The sequence below is a fragment of the Actinosynnema sp. NPDC050436 genome (genome assembly GCF_040655415.1).
GTDB lineage: Bacteria > Actinomycetota > Actinomycetes > Mycobacteriales > Pseudonocardiaceae > Actinosynnema.
This window is the reverse complement of the sequence record NZ_JBFAJV010000011.1, coordinates 53,079-71,380: the sequence shown is the minus strand read 5'-3', so window position 1 is coordinate 71,380 and position 18,302 is coordinate 53,079. Positions and strand designations below refer to the sequence as shown.

Genomic DNA, 18,302 nt, shown 5'->3' with positions numbered 1-18,302 from the left:
CCCCTCACGCCGGCAACCGGTTGACCGCGTGGTCCCCGGTCGCCCACAGGTACTGGACGGCGTAGGCCCGCCAGGGGCGCCACGCCCGGGCACGGGCGACGAGCGCGCCCGGTGTGTCCGGCATCCCCAGCGCGCGGGCCGCCGCCCGCACGCCGAGGTCGCCGGGGATGAACGCGTCCGGGTCGCCCAGCGCGCGCATGGCGATCACCTCGACGGTCCACGGGCCGAAGCCCGGCAGCGCCGACAGCCCGGCGCGCGCCCGCGCCCAGTCCGCGCCGACGCCGAGGTCCACCGCGCCGGACGCCAGCGCCTCGACCAGGGCCGCGAACGCGACCTTGCGCGCCTTGGGCACGGCCAGCACCGCCGGGTCGAGCGACACCAGCTCCTCGGGCGTGGGGAACAGGTGGGTCAGGCCGACGTCGGTGATCGGCGTGCCGGTCGCCGCGACGACCCGGCCCGCGTGCGTCCGCGCCGCCGCCGTGGACACCTGCTGGCCCAGCACCGCCCGCACGGCGAACTCCGCCGCGTCGACCGTGCCGGGCACCCGCCGGCCGGGCTGCCCGTCGACCAGGGGGCGCAGCTGCGGGTCGGCGCGCAGCCGCTCGTCCACGGCGACCGGGTCGGCGTCGAGGTCGAGCAACCGCCGGCAGCGGGCGATGGCGATCGACAGGTCGCGCAGGTCGGTCAGCGCCAGGTGGCACGCCACGTGGTCGGGCCGGGGCCGCAGCGTCGCCACGGCGTGCCCGTGCGGCAGCCGCAGCGTCCGCCGGTAGGCCCCGTCCCGCCACTCCTCCACGCCCGGCACGGCGGTCGCCGCGAGGTGCCCGAACAGGTTGTCCGGGCACAGCGGGGCGCGGAACGGCAGCCGCAGCGACAGCACGCCGGGCGTGTCCACCCGGGCCCGCTGCCGTGCCCGCAACTGCGTGGGCGAGAGGGCGAACACCGAGCGGACGGTCTCGTTGAACGCCCGGATGCTGGCGAAGCCGGCCGCGAGGGCGACCTCGGCCATCGGCAGGGTGGTCGTCTCGATGAGCAGCCGCGCGGTCTGCGCCCGCTGCGCGCGGGCCAGCGCGAGGGGTCCCGCGCCGAGTTCGGCGAGCAGTTGCCGCTCGACCTGGCGGGTGCTGTAGCCGAGCCGGGCGGCGAGCCCCGGGACGCCCTCCCGGTCCACCACGCCGTCCGCGATCATCCGCATGGCCTTGGCCACGGAGTCGGCGCGGTGGTCCCACAGCGGGGAGCCGGGACTCGCGTCGGGGCGGCACCGCTTGCACGCCCGGAACCCGGCTTGCTGCGCGGCCGCCGAACTCGGGTAGAACCGCATGTTCTCGACCTTGGGCGGGGCAACCGGGCAACTCGGCCGGCAATAGATCCGGGTGGTCAGCACAGCGGTGAAGAACCACCCGTCGAACCGCGCGTCTTTCGACAGCACAGCCCGCGCACACCGTTCCGCGTCTTCGTGCACGCCGTCCAGCATCGCCCTTGCACCGGCACGTCGGCCGGCGGGAATCCGACATCGAGGGGTCGGCCGGGTCAGGTCGCACGGCGTTGTGCGGACCCGGCCTGGGCGTGCACCGGCGCGGCGAGCCTGGCCGGCAGGACCAGCTCCACCTCTGCCCGATCCCGACCGTGCCCGTCGAGCACGGTCCGCAGGATCGGGCAGACCCGGGTCTCGCCGGGGAGGCCCCGGTCGTCACGGTCCGTGACGGCAACCCGGTCGGTCGCCCCGTCGTCAGGCGCGGCCGGCATGGCAGGTCGCCGCGCCGTACCACCGGCCCGGCCGGCTCGGGGCGCACTGCTGAGAAGACCCCCAGGACCCCTCAGCGATCACCGTCGCGGCACTGGTGCCAGTTGTTGGCGAAACCACTCCGACCGGTCCCTCCGCCCAACCCGACGACGTCGGCGCAACGTCCCGGGCAGCTTGTCATCGCAAGTCGTTAGGGTGGATCCCCTGGTGGTTCACCGGTCCACAAACGACCTGTTCACGCGCTCACATCCGGTTTTCCGGTCCGGAAGACCGGACCCGAGGAGGTCAGCCGCGGATGGCTGGTTCTGGTCAGGGGTCGGGGCCCCGCGCCGTTTTCGCGGAGCGGTTCGCGCTGCTCTACGCCGAGGCGGGCGACCCTCCCCTGAAGCGGGTGACGGAGTCGGTCGGGCGGGCCCGGCGCACCGACGAGCGGGGCCGCCCGGTCCGGGTGACCGCCCAGCGGGTCAGCGACTGGCGGCGTGGCCGCAACGTGCCGGCCCGGTTCTCGGCACTCTCGGTAGTCCTCGAAGTGCTCGTCGGCGAGGCCCGCAAGACGCGCCCGCACCCGCCGGCGGCGGGCCTGTACGACCTCGGGGCGTGGCGCGAGCTGTGGGAGGAGGCGCTGTCCAGCCCGGCCACGGCGCCCGACGACGAGGAGCCGCCCAGCTCCGACGAGATCGGCGCCTGCCCCTACCGGGGACTGGCCGCGTTCCAGGCCGAGGACTCCTCCTGGTTCTTCGGCCGGGAGCGCAGCACGGCCGCCCTCGTCTCCCGGATGGGCGATTCCGCCGACACCGGCGGAATGGTCGTGCTGGTCGGCGCGTCCGGTGCCGGGAAATCGTCGCTGGTGCGCGCCGGGGTGATCCCGGCCATTCGCGGTGGCGCGCTGGAGATTCCCGGTTCGGCGAATTGGCCGGCCATCGTCGTGACGCCCGGGGTGGACCCGGTGAAAGAACTCGTGCGACAAGTCCCGGAATTGTCCGAGGTGCTGGAGAAGGCGCTGCGGGCGATGTCCGACCACGGCCCGCCGGAGGTCTCGGCGGACGGCCCCGCGACGGTGCTCGGGCACACCGCGCCGGGCGTGCTGCGGTTCGCGGAGCAGATCCGGGACGCCTTCGCCGCCCACGCCGCCCGGTGCGGCGCCGAACGCGTGGTGGTCGTGGTGGACCAGTTCGAGGAGGCGTTCACGCTCTGCGGCGACGAGGGCCTGGTGCAGGTGTTCGTGCAGGCCCTGCACGTGGCGTGCACGCCCGCGCTGCCCGGCGGCGTGCCGCCCGCCCTGGTCGTGCTGGGCGTGCGGGCCGACTTCTACAGCCGCTGCCTGGCCTTCCCGGAGCTGGCCGACGCGCTCCAGGAGCGCCAGATGGTGCTCGGCCCGATGACCTCGGCCGAGCTGCGCGAAGCCGTGTCGCGCCCGGCCAAGGCCGCCGGCCTCCAGCTCGAACCGGGCCTGATCGAGCTGATGCTGCGCGACCTGGGCGTGCGCAGCGGGCGCGCGCGGGGCCGGGCGGGCCAGGGCGCGTACGACGCGGGCGCGCTGCCGCTGCTCTCGCACGCCCTGCTGGCCACCTGGCAGCGCCGCACCGGCGGCAAGCTGACCATCTCCGGCTACCGCGCGGCGGGCGGCATCCAGGGCGCGGTCGCGGCGACCGCCGAGCGCGCGTGGGCCGACCTCGCCCCCGACGCCCAGGCCGCCGCCCGCCCGCTGCTGCTGCGGCTGGTCCGGGTCGGCGAGGACACCCAGGACACCCGCCGCCGGTCCACCCGGCACGAGCTGGTGGACCAGGCCGCGAACCGGGCGGCCGGCGAGGAGGCGCTGGAGGTCCTGGCCCGCGCCCGGCTGGTCACCCTGGACGCGGGCTCGGTGGAGATCACCCACGAGGCCCTGCTGCAGGCGTGGCCCCGGCTGCGGAGCTGGATCGACCAGGACCGGGAGGGCCAGCTGCTGCGGCAGCGGCTGGAGGAGGACTCCGCGACCTGGGCCAACCAGGACCGCGACGCGTCCCTGCTCTACCGGGGCGCGCGGCTGGAGACCGCCCGGCACTGGGCGGGCGCGGCCGGTCCGGGCGGCCTGACCGGGGTCGCGCAGGACTTCTTGGCGGTGTCGACGCAGCACCGCCGGCGCGCGCTGTGGGGCAGGCGCAGCGCGGTGGTCGTCGTGGCGGTGCTCGCCGTCATCGCCGTCACGGCGGCGGTGCTCGCCGTGCGGCAGCGCGACGACGCGGTGTTCCGGCAGGTCGTGGCCGAGGCCGACCGGCTCCAGGAGACCGACCCGTCGCTGTCCGCGCAGCTCGACCTGGTCGCGCAGCGGATGCGCCCGGACGACCAGGAGGTGCACACCCGGGTCCTGTCCACCCAGGGCACCCCGCTGGCCACGCAGCTCGTCGGCCACGAGGGCGCGGTCTACCTCACGTCGTTCTCCTCGGACGGCAACACCCTGGCCACCGCGTCCTACGACTCCACCGTGCGGCTGTGGGACCTGCGCGACCGCGACCACCCCAAGCAGCTCGGCCCGCCGCTGCGCGGGCACCGGAGCTGGGTCAGCTCGGCGGTGTTCAGCCCGGACGGCGGAACCCTGGCCACCGCCGGCGACGACGGCACGGTCCGGCTGTGGGACGTCACCGACCCGGGCCGGCCGCGCGCCCTGGGCCAGCCGCTGGTCGGCGACCACGGCACGGTCTACCTGGTCGCGTTCGCGCCGGACGGCAGGACCCTGGTCACCGCCAACGAGGACCACACCGCCCAGCTGTGGGACGTCGCCGACCCGGCCGCGCCGACGCCGCTGGGCGCACCGCTGGGCCTGCACTCCGGGCAGGTGCGCTCGGTGGCGTTCAGCCCGGACGGCCGGGTGCTCGCGGTCGGCGGCGACGACCGGACCGTGGTGCTGTGGGACGTCGGCGACCGCACCCGGCCCCGCCCGCTGGGCCCGCCGCTGGCCGGGTACGACGGGATCGTCCGCTCGGTCGCGTTCAGCCCGGACGGCCGGGTGCTGGCCACCGGCAGCGACGACCGCACCGTCCGGCTGTGGGACGTCACCGACCCGGCCGCCGCGACACCGCTGGGCCGGCCGCTGACCGACCACACCGGCCCGGTCTGGTCGGTGGCGTTCAACCGGGACGGGCGGGTGCTGGCCAGCGGCAGCAGCGACGGCACGGCCCGGCTGTGGAACGTGACCGACCCGGCCCACCCGCTGGTCATCGGCCGGCCGCTGACCGGCCGCAACGGCACCATCTACGCGGTGGCGTTCAGCCCGGACGGCTACCACCTGGCCACCGGCAGCCAGGACCCGGCGGTGCGGCTGTGGTCGCTGCCCAAGACCGTGCTGATCGGGCACTCCGGGCGGACCACCGGCCCGGTGTTCACCCCGGACGGCCGGCGCATGGTCTCCGGCAGCCGGGACCGGGGCATCCGGGTCTGGGACCTGACCGACCCGCACGAGCCGCACAGCGCGGCGACGGCGGTGAACGACGACGACGCGGGCGTGTGGGGGCTGGCGATCAGCCCGGACGGGCGGACGCTGGCGAGCGTCGGCGACAACGCGGTCCGGCTGTGGGACCTGTCCGACCCCGGCCGGGTGCGCCCGCTCGGGACGCCGCTGGGCCTGCGCACCCGCTACAGCGCGCCGGTGGCGTTCAGCCCGGACGGCAGGGTGCTGGTGACCGGGTCGGACGACGAGTCGGTGCAGCTGTGGGACGTCTCCGACCGGGAGCGGCCCCGGGCGCTGGGCGAGCCGCTGGTCGGGCACAGCGGGTACGTGCACTTCGCGGTGTTCACGCCGGACGGCCGGTCGCTGGTCACCGGCAGCGCGGACCAGACGCTGCGGCTGTGGAACGTGGCCGACCCGGCGGCGGCGCAGCCGCTGGGCCAGCCGGTGACCGGGCACGCGGGCGCGGTGCGGGCGGGCGCGGTCAGCCCGGACGGCCGGGTGCTGGCCACGGCGGGCGACGACAAGTCGGTCCGGCTGTGGGACGTGTCCGCGCCGTCCCGGGTGCGGCCGATCGGCCGGCCGCTGACCGGGCACGTGGAGGCGGCCGTGACGGTCGCGTTCAGCCCGGACGGCCGGCAGCTGGCCAGTGGCGGGGACGACCGGGCGATCCGGCTGTGGGACGTGACCGACGTGTCCCGCCCGCGCCCGGTCGGGCAGGCGCTGACCGGCCACGACGCCGGGCTCCAGGACGTCCGGTTCACGCCGGGCGGGACGGTGCTCGCCTCGACCGGCCTGGACAGCACCGTCCGGCTGTGGGACCTGGACCGGTCGCGCGCGGTCGAGCGGATCTGCGCCAAGACCAAGGGCGTGCTGCCGGAGGACCGGTGGCGCGAGCACCTCCCGCAGTTGGACTACGAACCGGTGTGCCCCGTAGGCGACCCGAACCGTTGACGGCGGCCGATGCCCCGGACCGTCTCAACCGGCGCTCGCCCCCGTGGACTTCCGGGAGGCGGTGGATAGGTTTCACCCCATGCGTCTACTCGGCCGGGTGGGGAGCCCGCAGGCCGTGGTCGCGGTGCTCACCGCGATCACCGGCGTCTACATGGTGCTCGTGGTGCTGGGCAACGTCACCGACTACGAGACCAACCGCGCGTTCGTGCAGCACGTCTTCGCCATGGACACGACTTTCCGGTCGCCGAACACCGCGTACCGCGCGATCACCGACCAGACCGCCGTCACGGTCGCGTACGTGCTGATCATCGCCTGGGAGGCGGTGACGGCGGCCGTGCTGCTGGCCGCGCTGGTGGCGTGGCTGCGCGGGCGTCCGGCGGCCCGCCCGCTGTCCACGGCGGGCTGGGTGATGCAGGTGCTGCTGTTCGGCGGCGGGTTCATCGTGATCGGCGGCGAGTGGTTCCTGATGTGGCAGTCGAAGGACTGGAACGGGCTGTCCGCCGCCTTCCAGAACTTCGTGATCGCCGCTTTCGGGCTCGTCCTGGTCCGGCTGTCCACGAGGGACGCACCGGTCCGCGCCGAGACCTGACACCGGGGCACCCGCCGATCCGCGACGCGGCGCACAGCGGGGCGGAGTGGCAAGCGGCGGTGCGGCGCGGGGCGGTGCGGCGGGCGAATCCCGGCCTGGGAGGCGGCGCGGCAGGAGGCGTCCCCGACCCGCTCGCCGGCTCGCGTCCCCGGCCCGAGGCGCGGCGCGGCGGGACCGGGTCAGCCGAGCAGTTGGCGGAGCTGGTCGAGCAGTTCGGCGCGGCTGGTGCAGCCCAGGCGCTGCCGGATGCGGGCCACGTGGTGCTCGACGGTCTTGGCCGAGATGAACAGCCGGTCGCCGACCTGCTTGTAGGTCAGGCCGCCGACCACCAGCCCGGCGACCTCGCGCTCGCGGTCGCTCAGCTCGCCGGCCTTCCCTGCGCCGGACGTCCCGAAGCCCCTGGTGCCGGCGGGCTGCCCGGTGGTGCCGGGTTCGGCGGGGTCGGCCGCCGGGTCGGCGGGCTTGCGGGCCGCGCCCGCCGGGCGGCCCTGCAGCAGCCGCGCGCAGTCCAGCAGGCGGACCATGGCCTGCCGGTCGGAGGTCCTTATCGCCGCCTGGCCCGCCAGCCGGGCGGCGTCCCACCACTGGCCGGCGGCGTGCAGTCCCCGGGCGGCGCTCTCCACCTGGTCCGCGTCGACCTTGCCCGCCAGCACGTCGAGCCAGCTCTCCGCCGCCGTGGACACCAGCGCGCTGTACCGGTCGCGGTGCGCACACGCCGCCAGCGCCGCCGCGTGCTCCTCGGCGGCCGACGTCTCCTCGGCGGTGATCGCCGCGTGCAGCAGGCTCCAGTGCAGCGGCACGGCCCACAGCGGCGGGTCGCCCAGCCGCCGCAGCAGGTCCCGGGCCGCGACGAGGTGCGGTGCCAGCCGGTGCTGGTCGCGCAGCCGGGCGGCGGCGGCGGCGAACTCGCCCAGCGGCAGGAACGTGTAGAGGTCCACCGGGTGCCGCAGCACCGCTTCGCAGGCCGGCTCCCAGGTCCGCTTCACCGTCGCCAGGTCGCTGTTGCGCCGGGCCGCGCCGATCTCCAGCGCCACCGCGAACACCCAGTCCCGGGGTTCCAGCGGGCGGCCGGTCCTGCGCAGCGCGACCAGGGTCTCCTTCACCCGCGCCAGGTCACCGCGCACCATCGCGGTCCACGCCAGCAGCAGCCGGTGCCGCACGGCCATCAGCGCGCCGCCCGAGGACGTGGCCAGCGCCCGTTCGAGCACCGCCTCGGCCACCGCGACCTCGCCGGAGTGCAGGGCGACCAGCGCGGCCAGCGCAGCGGGCGTGTCCGGCAGCAGCACGGCGGGCCCGGCGGGTTCGAGCAGGCCGGCCGCGCGGACCAGGGTGGACAGCGCGGTGGTCGGCCCGTCGCCGACCGACTCCAGGACGCCGTGCGCCATCAGCGAGGCGGCGCCGTCGAGCATGGTGGGCGGCGCGACCGGCAGCGGCCCGGCCGGCACCCGCCCGGTGCCGACCCGGCCGACCACCGCGAACGCGGCGGAGGTGGCGCTGGGCGACCAGCGGTGCAGCTCGGTGCTGCGGGCGAGCTGGCCCCGGTGCGCCAGCGCGATCGCGGCGACCTCGGCCGCCGCGCCCCGGTGCGCCGGGTCGCCCGCCGAGATGACCCGGTCGGCCAGCCGCAGCGCGGCGTCCAGGTCGCCGGACATGGCGGACGCGGCGGCCCGGCGGACCGCCACCTCGTCGTCGGGCGTGCCGGCCTCGGCCAGCAGCCGGGCGGACAGCGCCGGGTCGGTCGGCAGCGCCTCCCGCGCCGCCGCCTGGAACGCCTCGGCCACCCCGGGCCCGCCCACGCCGGTGCCCAGCAGGGGGCGCACCAGGTCCAGGACCGGGCCGCCGGAGCGCAGTTGCAGCTCGGCCAGCCGCTGCCGCACGGCGATCCGGCGGTCGGCGCGGCTCAGCGCCGCCACGGCGGTCCGCGCGACCGGCAGCAGGGTCCCGTCCGGGGCGAGCAGGCCGGTGGCGCGGGCCGCCTCGATCACCTCGCCGACCGCGTCGGAGTCGCAGTCCAGCAGCGCGCCCAGCAGGTCGAGCCGGAGCGCCGCGCCGGCCTCGGCGGCGAGCACGAACTTCTGCACGTCGGGTTCCAGCCAGTCCAGGTCGGCGCGGAACGACGCGACCACCTCGGCCGGCAGCTCCGGCGCGGTCAGGCCGGACAGCCGCGCCACGAACCGGGGCACGCCGCCGGTCTGCCGGTGCACGAAGTCCGCCACCGCCCGCCCGGCGGCCGGCAGCGCGGCCCGCACCTGCTCGCGGGTGAACGCCGCCGGCATCAGCGGCGGGCGCACCCGCCCGAGCGCCCCGGCCAGCTCCGCGAGCGCCCGCGACCGGGGCCACGGCCGGTAGGCGACGACGACCGGGGTGTCGCCCCGCTCGACCGCCGCGCGCAGGGACGCCAGCTCCGCGTCGGCGAGCAGGTGCGCGTCGTCGACGACGGTCGCCCCGGCGCCGGCGTCGCGGTAGGCCCGCTCGACCTCCCGCAGCACGGTGGTCTTGCCGTGGCCGCCGGGCGCGAGCACGCCCAGCCGCAGCGCCGCGCCGGGGTCGGCGGCGATCTCGGCCAGCACCCGGCGGACCGGGTCGGACAGCAGCGGCCGGTCGGAGGTGGTGCGCGGGCTCACCGGCGGTCCTCGGCGGGGTCGCGGTCGCGGGAGCGCCCGGTGGCCGCCAGCCCGCGCACGACGCGCTTGACCGAGCGCCGCTCGGGCAGGTCCAGCGGGGTGATGTCGATCGGGGGGCGCGGCGGCGGCGCGGCGAACTCCTCGTCGGGGGCGGGCGCGGACCCGCCGACGGGGAACCGGAGCAGCGGGTCGTCGTCGCGCACCAGCACGGAGGTCTCGATCGGCTCGGGCTCGTCGGGCCCGAGCAGCAGGTGCCGCCCGGCCAGCGCCGCGCCCTTGACGGCGGTCGTCTCGGGCGCGGCCTCGAACACCACCCGGCCGGGCAGCAGCGACGAGATCAGCGGGATCCGCGCGCTGCCGCCGACCAGCGCGGTCGCCTCGGGCGGCGTGCCCCGGACGACCCGCTCGAAGACCGAGACGGCCTGCTCGACGTCGGGCCGGATCAGCTCCTCGAACCGGGCGCGGGTCAGCGGCACCTCCACCACGCCGGAGGGCAGGTGCACCGGGATCGCCGTCTCGACCGCGCCGGACAGCACCCGCTTGGCGGCCTCGCAGTCCCGGCGCAGCCGGGCGTGCAGGCCCCGGGTGCGCGGGTCGTCGGGGTCGAGGCCGGTGAACGGCCGGCCGAGCGCGCTGCGGACGTGCTCGAAGACCAGGTCGTCGAAGTCCGCGCCGGCCGCCTGCTCGACCCCGTCGGCCCACGCCACCAGCTCGAACGGCGGTCGCACGAGGGCGGCGCCGAACGCGTGGCCGCCCAGGGAGAACACGCCGACCGGGCCGCGCCCGAAGGACGCCGAGGCGGCCAGGGGTTCGGCGAGCAGGGTGACCTCCGGCAGGCCGACCGCGTGCAGGGCCCCGCGCAGCAGGTCCTTGGCGTGCGGTCCCCAGCCGGCCGGGTGCGCGAGCACGATCCGCGCGGCGGGTTCGCCCTCGCGGTCGGCGACCCGGCCCGCCACCCACAGCACCAGCAGGGCGGTCAGCTCCTCGGCCGGGAACCGCTCCGAGCCGAGCACCACGGGCACGTCGTCGCCGACCCGCCGGGCGAAGCCGGTGGCCGTGCAGCGCGGGTCGCCCGGCTCGCCGACCGCGAACGCGCCGTCCGGGGTGAGCTGGAGCGAGGTGGCGACCCCGCCGCCGGGTCCGCCGAGCCCGACGAGCTCGGGTTCGGCGCGGCCGGCCCCGCCGAGCCGGCACACGGCGGCGGCGGTGCGGGTGGTGCCCACGTCGATCCCGAGGACGTACGGCAACGCGCAAGCCTCCTCGACTCGGCCGGTCGTCGACTGACGGGTCCCAGTTCGTACACGGGCTACCGGGGAGTCACAAATGCATCCCCTAACCCCCTAGGGAGTGAACGAGAACCACCCCATCGTGGTTGCGGGATCTACGGGGAGTGATCCCCGATGGCCGCGCCTCCCCCGATCAATACCGTCATCGGCATGGCTGGACCTCCCCCTGCCGGTCCTGCCCCCGTGACCGACCCGACCAGGAGACACCCATCATGGGCACCAGCCCCACCACGCTGCACGAGTTCGTCCTCGACCTGCTGGGCAACCCCGCCCGGCTGGCCGACTTCCAGGCCGACGCCGAAGGTGCCCTGGCCGACGCGGGCCTGGGCGACATCAGCGCCTCGGACGTGCAGGAGGTCCTGCCGCTGGTCCTCGACTACGTGCCCGCCGGGAGCCTGCCCGCTCTCGACGGCGCGTCGCTCGCCGACCTGCCGCCGGCCGCCGCGGACGCCCCCGACGCCATCGGGCAGCTCCAGGCCGTGGCCCAGCAGCTGTCCCTCTCCGGCGTGACCGGCTCGTCGGACGTGAACCTGGCGGCGGCGGGCGCGCTGAGCGCCGACGCCAACGGCCTGGACATCTTCGGCGGCCTCGCGAGCTGGGGCGCGACCGACGTCGTCGGCTCCGTCGACGCGTCCGTGGCGGGTGACTTCTCGGCGGTGGGCGACGTGACGCACACCCTGGACGGCACGGCGTCCACCGCCACCGGCCTGGTCGGCACCGCGACGGACCCGGTCGACGTCGCGCACGCGGGCGGGGTCACCGGCGCGCTGCCGGGCGCGGACGGCCTGACCAGCCCCGTGTTCGGCGCGGTCGACACGCTCGACGGCGTGGTCGACGGCGTGACCGGTGGCCTCGCCGGCACCCTGGGCCACGACCTGCCGGTCGACCTGGCGGGCGGCTTGGACCCCGTCCACCTGGCCGGGTCCCTGCACGGGGACGGCCTGGGCGCGCTCCCCGGGCACGACCTCGCCCCGGAGGGCACCGTCGACACCGTCGAGGGCACCGCCGGCTCGCTCACCCACGGCACCGGCCTGGACGGCGTCACCGGCCACGTCGGCGGGATCGACGTGCCGCTGCTGGGCGCGGGCCTGGACGACGTGCCGCTGCTCGGCGGCGGCGGCATCGGCGACGCGCTGTTCTGATCACCGGTTCGCCGGGACGAGGGGGAAGGCCGGTGCCGCCGCGCAGATGGGGCCGGCCCTCTTTCCCCTCACGGAGTGAATACAGCAGACTCTTCCGGGTGATGTCCGCACCGTGGCTCGACGTGCTCGACGACACGATCCGGTCCTGCGCCGCCCACAACCGGCCGGACCTGGCCGCGCGGCTGCGCGAGACGCGGGTCCGGCAGCTCGACCCCAAGCTGCGGGTGCTCGTGCTCGGCGAGCCCCGGCAGGGCAAGAGCCAACTGGTCAACGCGCTGGTGAACGCGCCGGTCTGCGCGGTCGGCGACGACGTGACCACCACCGTGCCGACGTTCGTCCAGCACGCCGAGACGCCCAGCGCCACCCTGGTCCGCACCCCCGCGAACACGCCCACCGAGCGCATCCCGGTGCCGCTGGACCAGCTCGCCGACCAGGTCCGGGCGGGGCGCACCGGCGAACTCCTCCGGGCCGAGGTCGGCATCCCGCGCGACCTGCTCACCTCCGGCCTGGTGCTGGTCGACACGCCCGGCGTCGGCGACCTGCGGCCCGCGCACACCGCCGGCACGTTCGCCGCGCTGCTCCAGGCGGACGCCGTGCTGATGGTCTCCGACGCCACCGCCGAGCTGACCGCCTCCGAGGTCGAGCTGCTCAAGCAGGTCATGGCGTCCTGCCCGAACGTCACCGTGGTGCTCACCAAGATCGACATCGCGGCCCGGTGGCGGCGGGTGGCCGAGCGCAACCGCGCCCACCTCGCCCGCGCGGGCGTGGCCGCCAAGCTGATCCCGGTGTCGGCCGCGCTGCGGCTGCGCGCGGCGAGGACCGGCGACCAGGCGCTCAACGCCGAGTCCGGCTTCCCCGAGCTGCTGGCCTGCGTGCAGCAGGACATCGTGGCCGCCGCCGACGTGCTGGCCCGCCGCACGGTCGCGGTGACCGCCGCCTCCGCCATCAGGCAGCTCGTCGCCCCCGTCCGCGAGGAGCTCGCCGACCAGGGCCCGCAGACCACCATCGCCAAGCTGAACGAGGCGCAGCGGCGGATCGACGAGCTGCGCCGGCGGTCCGCGCGCTGGCAGACCGTGCTGTCCGACGAGATGGCCGACCTCGTCTCGGACCTGGAGTACGACCTGCGCGACCGGACCCGGCGCATCCTGCGCGAGGTGGACCGGACGTTCGAGACGGCCGACCCGGCGCGCGGCTGGGACGCCTTCGAGCAGTGGCTGGAGGACAACCTCACCGAGGCCGCCGCGACCAACTTCGCCTGGCTGCTGGACCGCTCGGAGTGGGTCGCCGCGAAGGTCGCCCGCAGCTTCCCCGTGCACCGCGACGATTTGCTGCCCGAGTCGGTGTTCCCGGCCGACGTGCTGGACCGGGTGTCCAAGATGGACAAACCGGTGATCGAGCGGTTCAGCGCGAGCCAGAAGCTGTTCACCGGCCTGCGCGGCTCCTACGGCGGCGTGCTGATGTTCGGCCTGGTGACCAGCCTGGCCGGGATGCCGCTGATCAACGCGGTCTCGCTGGGCGCGGGCGCGCTGTTCGGCGGCAAGTCCGTCCTGGACGAGAGCGAACAGCGCCTCAAGCGCCGCCAGGCTGCCGCCCGGGTCGCCGCGCAGCGGCACGTGGACGACTTCTTCCTCAAGTTCAGCAAGGACGCCCGGGACGCCGCCCGCGCCGTCCAGCGCAGCCTGCGCAGCCACTTCAGCACCCTCGCCGACGACCTCCAGGAGACCCTGCTCGAATCGGCCCGCAGCGCGCGCCGGGCCGTGCAGGACGACGCCGCCGAGCGCGAGCGCCGCGCCCGCGAGGCCAAGCACGAGCTCGACCGGCTGGGCCGGCTCTACCAGCGGGTCCAGGCGCTCGCGGGCGGCGCACCGCCGCTGGGGATCACCGCGTGACGCTCGCCGACGAGGTGTGGGCGCTGCTGGAGGGGGCGCTGGCGGTCTACCGGGACAGCCCGCGGGCCACGGCGTGGCTGCACGGCCACCGGGCGCGGTTCGCCGAGCCCGTCCGGGTCGCCGTGGCCGGTGCGCCGCGCGCCGGCAAGTCGACCGTGGTCAACGCGCTGGTCGGCGAGGAGTTCGCGCCGACCGGGGCGTTCACCTGGTACCGGGACGGCGGGCGCCCGCGCGCCACCGTCGGGCCGCACGAGGTGCCCGTCACCCGCCGCGACGGCCGGGCGTTCGTGGACGCGGGCGACGCCGACCGGGTCGACGTGGAGTGGCCGTCCCGGTCGCTGCGGGACCTGACGCTGATCGACACGCCCCCGGGCGCACCGGTCGAGCGGGTGCACGGCGAGGCGGACGCGGTGCTGTACCTGACCCGGCACGTGCACAGCTCCGACCTGGGCCGGCTGCGGGCCGCGCACGACCACCCGGTGGCGCGGGCCGCGCCGATCACCACCGTGCTGGTGCTCGCGCGCGCCGACGAGATCGGCGGCGGGCGGATCGACGCGCTGACCTCGGCCAAGCAGATCGCCCGCCGCTACCGCCGCGAGGCGCGGGTGGGACCGCTGTGCCAGAACGTGATCGCGGTCGCCGGGCTGCTCGCCGTCGCGGCCCGCACGCTGCGCGCGGACGAGTTCGCGGCGCTGAGCGCGCTGGCGTCGCTGGCCCGCACCGAGCTGGAGGACCACCTGCTCTCGGCGGACCGGTTCGTCGGCGAGGACTTCCCGGTGCGGCTGGACCCGGCGGTGCGCCGCGCGCTGGTGGACCGGTTCGGCATCTTCGGCGTGCGGCTGACCACGACCCTGATCCGGCAGGGCTTCGACACGCAGGTCAGGCTGACCGGCCAGCTCGTGCAGCGCAGCGGGCTGGGCGAGCTGCGCGAGTCGATCGGCGCGTGCTTCACCGAGCGCCAGGAGGTGCTCAAGGCGCGCTCCGCGCTGCTCGGGCTGGACGTGGTGCTGCGCAACGAGCCCCGGCCGGGCGCGGCGGCCCTCGCGGCGGGCGTGGACCGCGTCCTGGCCTCGGCGCACGACTTCCGCGAGCTGCGGCTGCTCGCCGCGATCCAGAGCGGGCGGACCGCGCTGCCCGGCGGGCTGGACGACGAGGCGACCCGGCTGGTCGGCGGGCTGGGCACGAGCGTGCTCGCCCGCCTGGGCCTGGACCACCGGCCGACCGACGCCGAGATGCGGCACGTCGTGCTGGACACCGTGGGCCGGTGGCGCGACCGTGCCGCCGACCCCGCCCACGACCAGGCACAGCGCCGAGCGGCGGCGGTCGTCGTGCGCAGTTGCGAGGCCGTGCTGACGGCACTGGGCTGACGGGCTGCGGAGGACCGGGACGCCCGGACGACGACGTGGGAGCCGACCCGCGTGACGAGGGCGCTTTCTCCCACTCAAACGTATAGCGCAACGGGGGGCTTGCGGCAAGACCCCGGTGATGCCGCAGAATCGCCCGCCGTGGTCGAACCGCAGCAGGTCGCGGCGGTGCACCGTCGCCCGGGACGCCACGTCAAGCGCTGTGAGGGGCATGTGTCGGATCAGGGGTACGAAGAGGAACTGCGGTCGGAGCGCGACCACATCGCCGGGCTCTACCGGCGGCTCGACGCCGAGCGCGCGCGGGTCGAGCGCGAGTACGAGGCGTCGCTGCTGGGCGACCGGGGGACGCTCGTGGAGCGCGACTCCGAGGTGCGCGCCCTGGCCAAGGAGGTCAAGCGGCTGGGCGTCGGGGACAGCGGGCTGTGCTTCGGCCGGCTGGACGGCCTCGACGGCCACGTCTCCTACATCGGCCGGCTGGGCCTGTTCGACGAGGCGCACGACTACGAGCCGGTGCTGCTGGACTGGCGGGCGCCCGCCTCGCGCCCGTTCTACGTGGCGACCGGCGCGAACCCGGAGGACATGCGCCGCCGCCGCCAGTTCCACACCCGGGGCCGCCGGGTGGTCGACTTCACCGACGAGGTGCTGGGCCGGCCGGACGGCGCGCAGCGGGGTGACGCCGCGCTGCTCGCGGCGGTCAACGCGCCGCGCGGCGAGGGGATGCGCGACATCGTGGCCACCATCCAGGCCGAGCAGGACGCGATCATCCGGCTCGACCACCCCGGCGTGCTGGTGATCGAGGGCGGGCCCGGCACCGGCAAGACCGTGGTCGCGCTGCACCGGGTCGCCTACCTGCTCTACACCCAGCGGGAGCGGATGGAGCGCCACGGCGTGCTCGTGGTCGGGCCCAACCCGGCGTTCCTGGACCACATCGGCCGCGTCCTGCCGTCGCTGGGCGAGTCCGACGTGGTGTTCACCACCACCGGCGGCTTCGTGCCGGGCCTGCGGGTCACCGCCGAGGACGAGCCGGAGGTGGCGCGGCTCAAGGGGTCCCTGGCGGTGCTCGACGTGCTGGCGGCGGCGGTCGCCGACCGGCAGCGCCTGCCCGGTCGGCCGGTGCCGGTCGTGCTGGGCGGCGTCGCGCTCCGGGTGGACGACGGGCTCGCGCAGTGGGCGCGGGAGGAAGCGCGCGCGAGCGGGCAGCCGCACAACGAGGCGCGCGCGGTGTTCGCCGAGATCCTCACCTGGGCGCTGACGGAGCGGGCGATCGGCCGGATCGGCAAGGGCTGGCTGACCCGCGACAACCGCGAGGCGTGGGAGAAGGTGCGGGCCGACCTGCTCCGGGAGTTGGCGGTGGACGACGCGTTCACCGCCCTGCTGGACGAGCTGTGGCCGGTGCTGACCCCGGAGACCGTGCTGGCACCGCTGTACTCGTCGCGCGAGCGGCTGCGCGCGGCCGGTGCCGACGAGGCGCTGTGGCGGGCCGACGGCGGTGCCTGGACCGTGTCGGACGTGCCGCTGCTGGACGAGCTGGTCGACCTGCTGGGCCGCGACAAAGCAGCCGACGCCGCCGCCGGGCGGGAGCAGCGGGCCCAGGCCGCGTACGCCGCCCAGGTGCTCGACGGCCTGGTCGGCCGGCAGGACTCGATGGACGACGAGGACCACCTGTTCGCCACCGACCTGATCGAGGCCGGCGAGCTGGCCGACCGCTTCGTGGAGCGCGACACCCGGACGCTGGTCGAGCGCGCCGCCGCCGACCGGGACTGGACCTACCGGCACGTCGTCGTGGACGAGGCGCAGGAGCTGTCCGAGATGGACTGGCGGGTGCTCATGCGGCGCTGCCCGGGGCGCTCGTTCACGGTGGTCGGCGACCTCGCCCAGCGCCGGTCTGCGGCCGGGGCGAGGTCGTGGGGCGCGGTGCTGGACCGGTACGTGCCGGACCGCTGGGCGTACCGGTCGCTGACGGTGAACTACCGCACCCCGGCCGAGATCATGGCGGTGGCGGCCTCGGTGCTCGCCGACTTCGCGCCGGCGGTCCGGCCGCCGGAGTCGGTCCGCGCGTGCGGCGTCCGGCCGTGGTCGCGGCAGGTCGCCGACGGGGAGCTGGCCGCCTCGGTCGCGGAGTTCGTGCGCGAGGAGGCGGGCCGCGAGGGGACCAGCGTCGTGATCGGCCCGCCGGACGTGCCCGGCGCGGTGCCGGCGGCGGAGACCAAGGGCCTGGAGTTCGACGCGGTCCTGGTCGTCGACCCGGACCGGATCGTGGCGGACGGCCCGCGCGGTGCGGCGGAGCTGTACGTCGCCCTCACCCGCGCCACGCAGCGCCTGGGCGTCCTGCACCGCACCCCGCTGCCGGCCGCGCTGACCGGCCTGGACGCGCTCGGGGCACCCGCCCGCACCGGCTCGTCGTGACGCCGGGCCGCCCGCCGCCGGGAGCGGCGGGCGGTCAGGTGACGGCGTCGGCGACCGCCCGGACCGCCGTCGACGGGGTCCGGCGCGGGTCGGTGACCAGGAACAGCGTGCTGTCGGGCAGCTCGCGCACCCGGTGCAGGGTGCCGGCGTCGAGCTGCTCGGCGACCGCGACCCGGGGCAGCACCGTCCAGCCCAGGCCGGCCACGACGCACGACCGGACCGCCTCGATGCTGCCGAAGCGGGTGATGGTGGGCGTCGCGGACAGCTCGCGGACGAACCGGTCGGTGTAGGAGCACCCCTCCTCCAGCAGGAAGTAGCGCTCGGCCGGCGGCACGCCGGGCGCGGCGACCAGTTCGATCGGCTCGACCGCGATCGCGTTGACCCGCAGGCCCGGTGCCACCACCGCGTCCTCCAGCACCAGCCCCAGGTCCAGGCCGCCGCCGCGCACGCCCGCGATCGCCTCCCGGGTGCCCACCGGGATGAGGTGCACCGTGATGCCCGGCCAGCGCAGCGCCACGTCGGCGATCCGCTGCGGCAGCCGGTAGGCGCACACCGACTCCGGCGCCCCGATCCGGACGTCGCCCTCGACCTCGGTGCTGCCGCGCACGGCGTCGCGCAGGCGCTGCTCGGCGGCCAGCACCTCGCGGGCGTGCTCGACGGCCTGCCGCCCGGCCTCGGTGAGCCGGGCGCCGGAGGGCAGCCGGTCGAACAGCCGCACGCCCAGGTGCCGTTCGAGGGCTTTGACCTGGCTGGTCACCGTCGACTGCACCAGGTGCAGGTGGGCGGCGGTGGAGGTGAAGCTGCCCGTGCGCGCGAGGACGAGGAGCGTGCGCAGGAGGCGGGTGTCCATGCCATCGACAATACCGATCAGAGCCATCGC

The 18,302-nt window shown here is 76.3% G+C and carries 11 protein-coding genes; 6 read left to right on the top strand and 5 right to left on the bottom strand.

Annotation, left to right across the window (positions count from 1 at the left end):
• Positions 1-4: 4 nt before the first annotated feature.
• Positions 5-1,462, bottom strand: coding sequence for an AlkA N-terminal domain-containing protein (locus AB0I60_RS25190; RefSeq protein ID WP_360733501.1), 1,458 nt, complete (start codon positions 1,460-1,462; stop codon positions 5-7).
• Between the two features lie 68 nt (positions 1,463-1,530).
• Positions 1,531-1,746 (bottom strand): hypothetical protein, encoded by a 216-nt coding sequence (locus AB0I60_RS25185; RefSeq protein ID WP_360733499.1) that lies wholly within the window; start codon positions 1,744-1,746, stop codon positions 1,531-1,533.
• Positions 1,747-2,039: 293 nt separating this feature from the next.
• Here AB0I60_RS25185 and AB0I60_RS25180 point away from each other — a divergent pair, with 293 nt between their 5' ends.
• Positions 2,040-6,122 (top strand): WD40 repeat domain-containing protein, encoded by a 4,083-nt coding sequence (locus AB0I60_RS25180; protein WP_360733498.1) that lies wholly within the window; start codon positions 2,040-2,042, stop codon positions 6,120-6,122.
• 79 nt (positions 6,123-6,201) lie between these two features.
• Entirely contained in the window at positions 6,202-6,711 is a 510-nt protein-coding gene (locus AB0I60_RS25175) for a DUF2165 domain-containing protein (RefSeq protein WP_360733496.1), read from the top strand.
• Between the two features lie 179 nt (positions 6,712-6,890).
• On the opposite strand, the gene AB0I60_RS25170 is transcribed toward AB0I60_RS25175, so the two are convergent.
• Together AB0I60_RS25170 and AB0I60_RS25165 are read right to left on the bottom strand one after the other, a co-directional pair.
• Complete coding sequence (locus tag AB0I60_RS25170) at positions 6,891-9,335, bottom strand: helix-turn-helix transcriptional regulator (protein ID WP_360733494.1); 2,445 nt, start codon at positions 9,333-9,335, stop codon at positions 6,891-6,893.
• Positions 9,332-10,582, bottom strand: coding sequence for an Hsp70 family protein (locus AB0I60_RS25165; protein ID WP_360733493.1), 1,251 nt, complete (start codon positions 10,580-10,582; stop codon positions 9,332-9,334). The genes AB0I60_RS25170 and AB0I60_RS25165 overlap by 4 nt, the downstream gene beginning before the upstream one ends.
• A gap of 251 nt (positions 10,583-10,833) precedes the next feature.
• On the opposite strand from AB0I60_RS25165, the gene AB0I60_RS25160 reads away from it, so the two are divergent.
• The 4 genes from AB0I60_RS25160 to helR all read left to right on the top strand — a co-directional run bounded on the left by AB0I60_RS25160 (position 10,834) and on the right by helR (position 17,422).
• The gene (locus AB0I60_RS25160) at positions 10,834-11,763 is read left to right on the top strand and encodes an IniB N-terminal domain-containing protein (protein ID WP_360733491.1); all 930 of its coding nucleotides are present in this window, start codon (positions 10,834-10,836) and stop codon (positions 11,761-11,763) included.
• Positions 11,764-11,864: 101 nt separating this feature from the next.
• Entirely contained in the window at positions 11,865-13,652 is a 1,788-nt protein-coding gene (locus tag AB0I60_RS25155) for a dynamin family protein (protein ID WP_360733489.1), read from the top strand.
• Entirely contained in the window at positions 13,649-15,019 is a 1,371-nt protein-coding gene (locus tag AB0I60_RS25150; RefSeq protein WP_360733488.1) for a hypothetical protein, read from the top strand. Before AB0I60_RS25155 ends, AB0I60_RS25150 begins: the two co-directional genes overlap by 4 nt.
• 210 nt (positions 15,020-15,229) lie before the next feature.
• Complete coding sequence (gene helR, locus AB0I60_RS25145) at positions 15,230-17,422, top strand: RNA polymerase recycling motor ATPase HelR (RefSeq protein ID WP_360733486.1); 2,193 nt, start codon at positions 15,230-15,232, stop codon at positions 17,420-17,422.
• Between the two features lie 34 nt (positions 17,423-17,456).
• Here helR and AB0I60_RS25140 read toward each other — a convergent pair whose 3' ends face one another.
• The gene (locus tag AB0I60_RS25140; protein WP_360733484.1) at positions 17,457-18,272 is read right to left on the bottom strand and encodes a LysR family transcriptional regulator; all 816 of its coding nucleotides are present in this window, start codon (positions 18,270-18,272) and stop codon (positions 17,457-17,459) included.
• Between the last annotated feature and the right edge of the window lie 30 nt (positions 18,273-18,302).

Excerpts from the sequence above, each read along its gene's own strand:
- AB0I60_RS25185 (WP_360733499.1), bottom strand. The coding sequence starts at position 1,746 with ATGCCGGCCGCGCCTGACGACGGGGCGACCGACCGGGTTGCCGTCACG.
- AB0I60_RS25180 (WP_360733498.1), top strand. The coding sequence starts at position 2,040 with ATGGCTGGTTCTGGTCAGGGGTCGGGGCCCCGCGCCGTTTTCGCGGAG.
- AB0I60_RS25175 (WP_360733496.1), top strand. The coding sequence starts at position 6,202 with ATGCGTCTACTCGGCCGGGTGGGGAGCCCGCAGGCCGTGGTCGCGGTG.
- AB0I60_RS25160 (WP_360733491.1), top strand. The coding sequence starts at position 10,834 with ATGGGCACCAGCCCCACCACGCTGCACGAGTTCGTCCTCGACCTGCTG.
- AB0I60_RS25155 (WP_360733489.1), top strand. The coding sequence starts at position 11,865 with ATGTCCGCACCGTGGCTCGACGTGCTCGACGACACGATCCGGTCCTGC.
- AB0I60_RS25140 (WP_360733484.1), bottom strand. The coding sequence starts at position 18,272 with ATGGACACCCGCCTCCTGCGCACGCTCCTCGTCCTCGCGCGCACGGGC.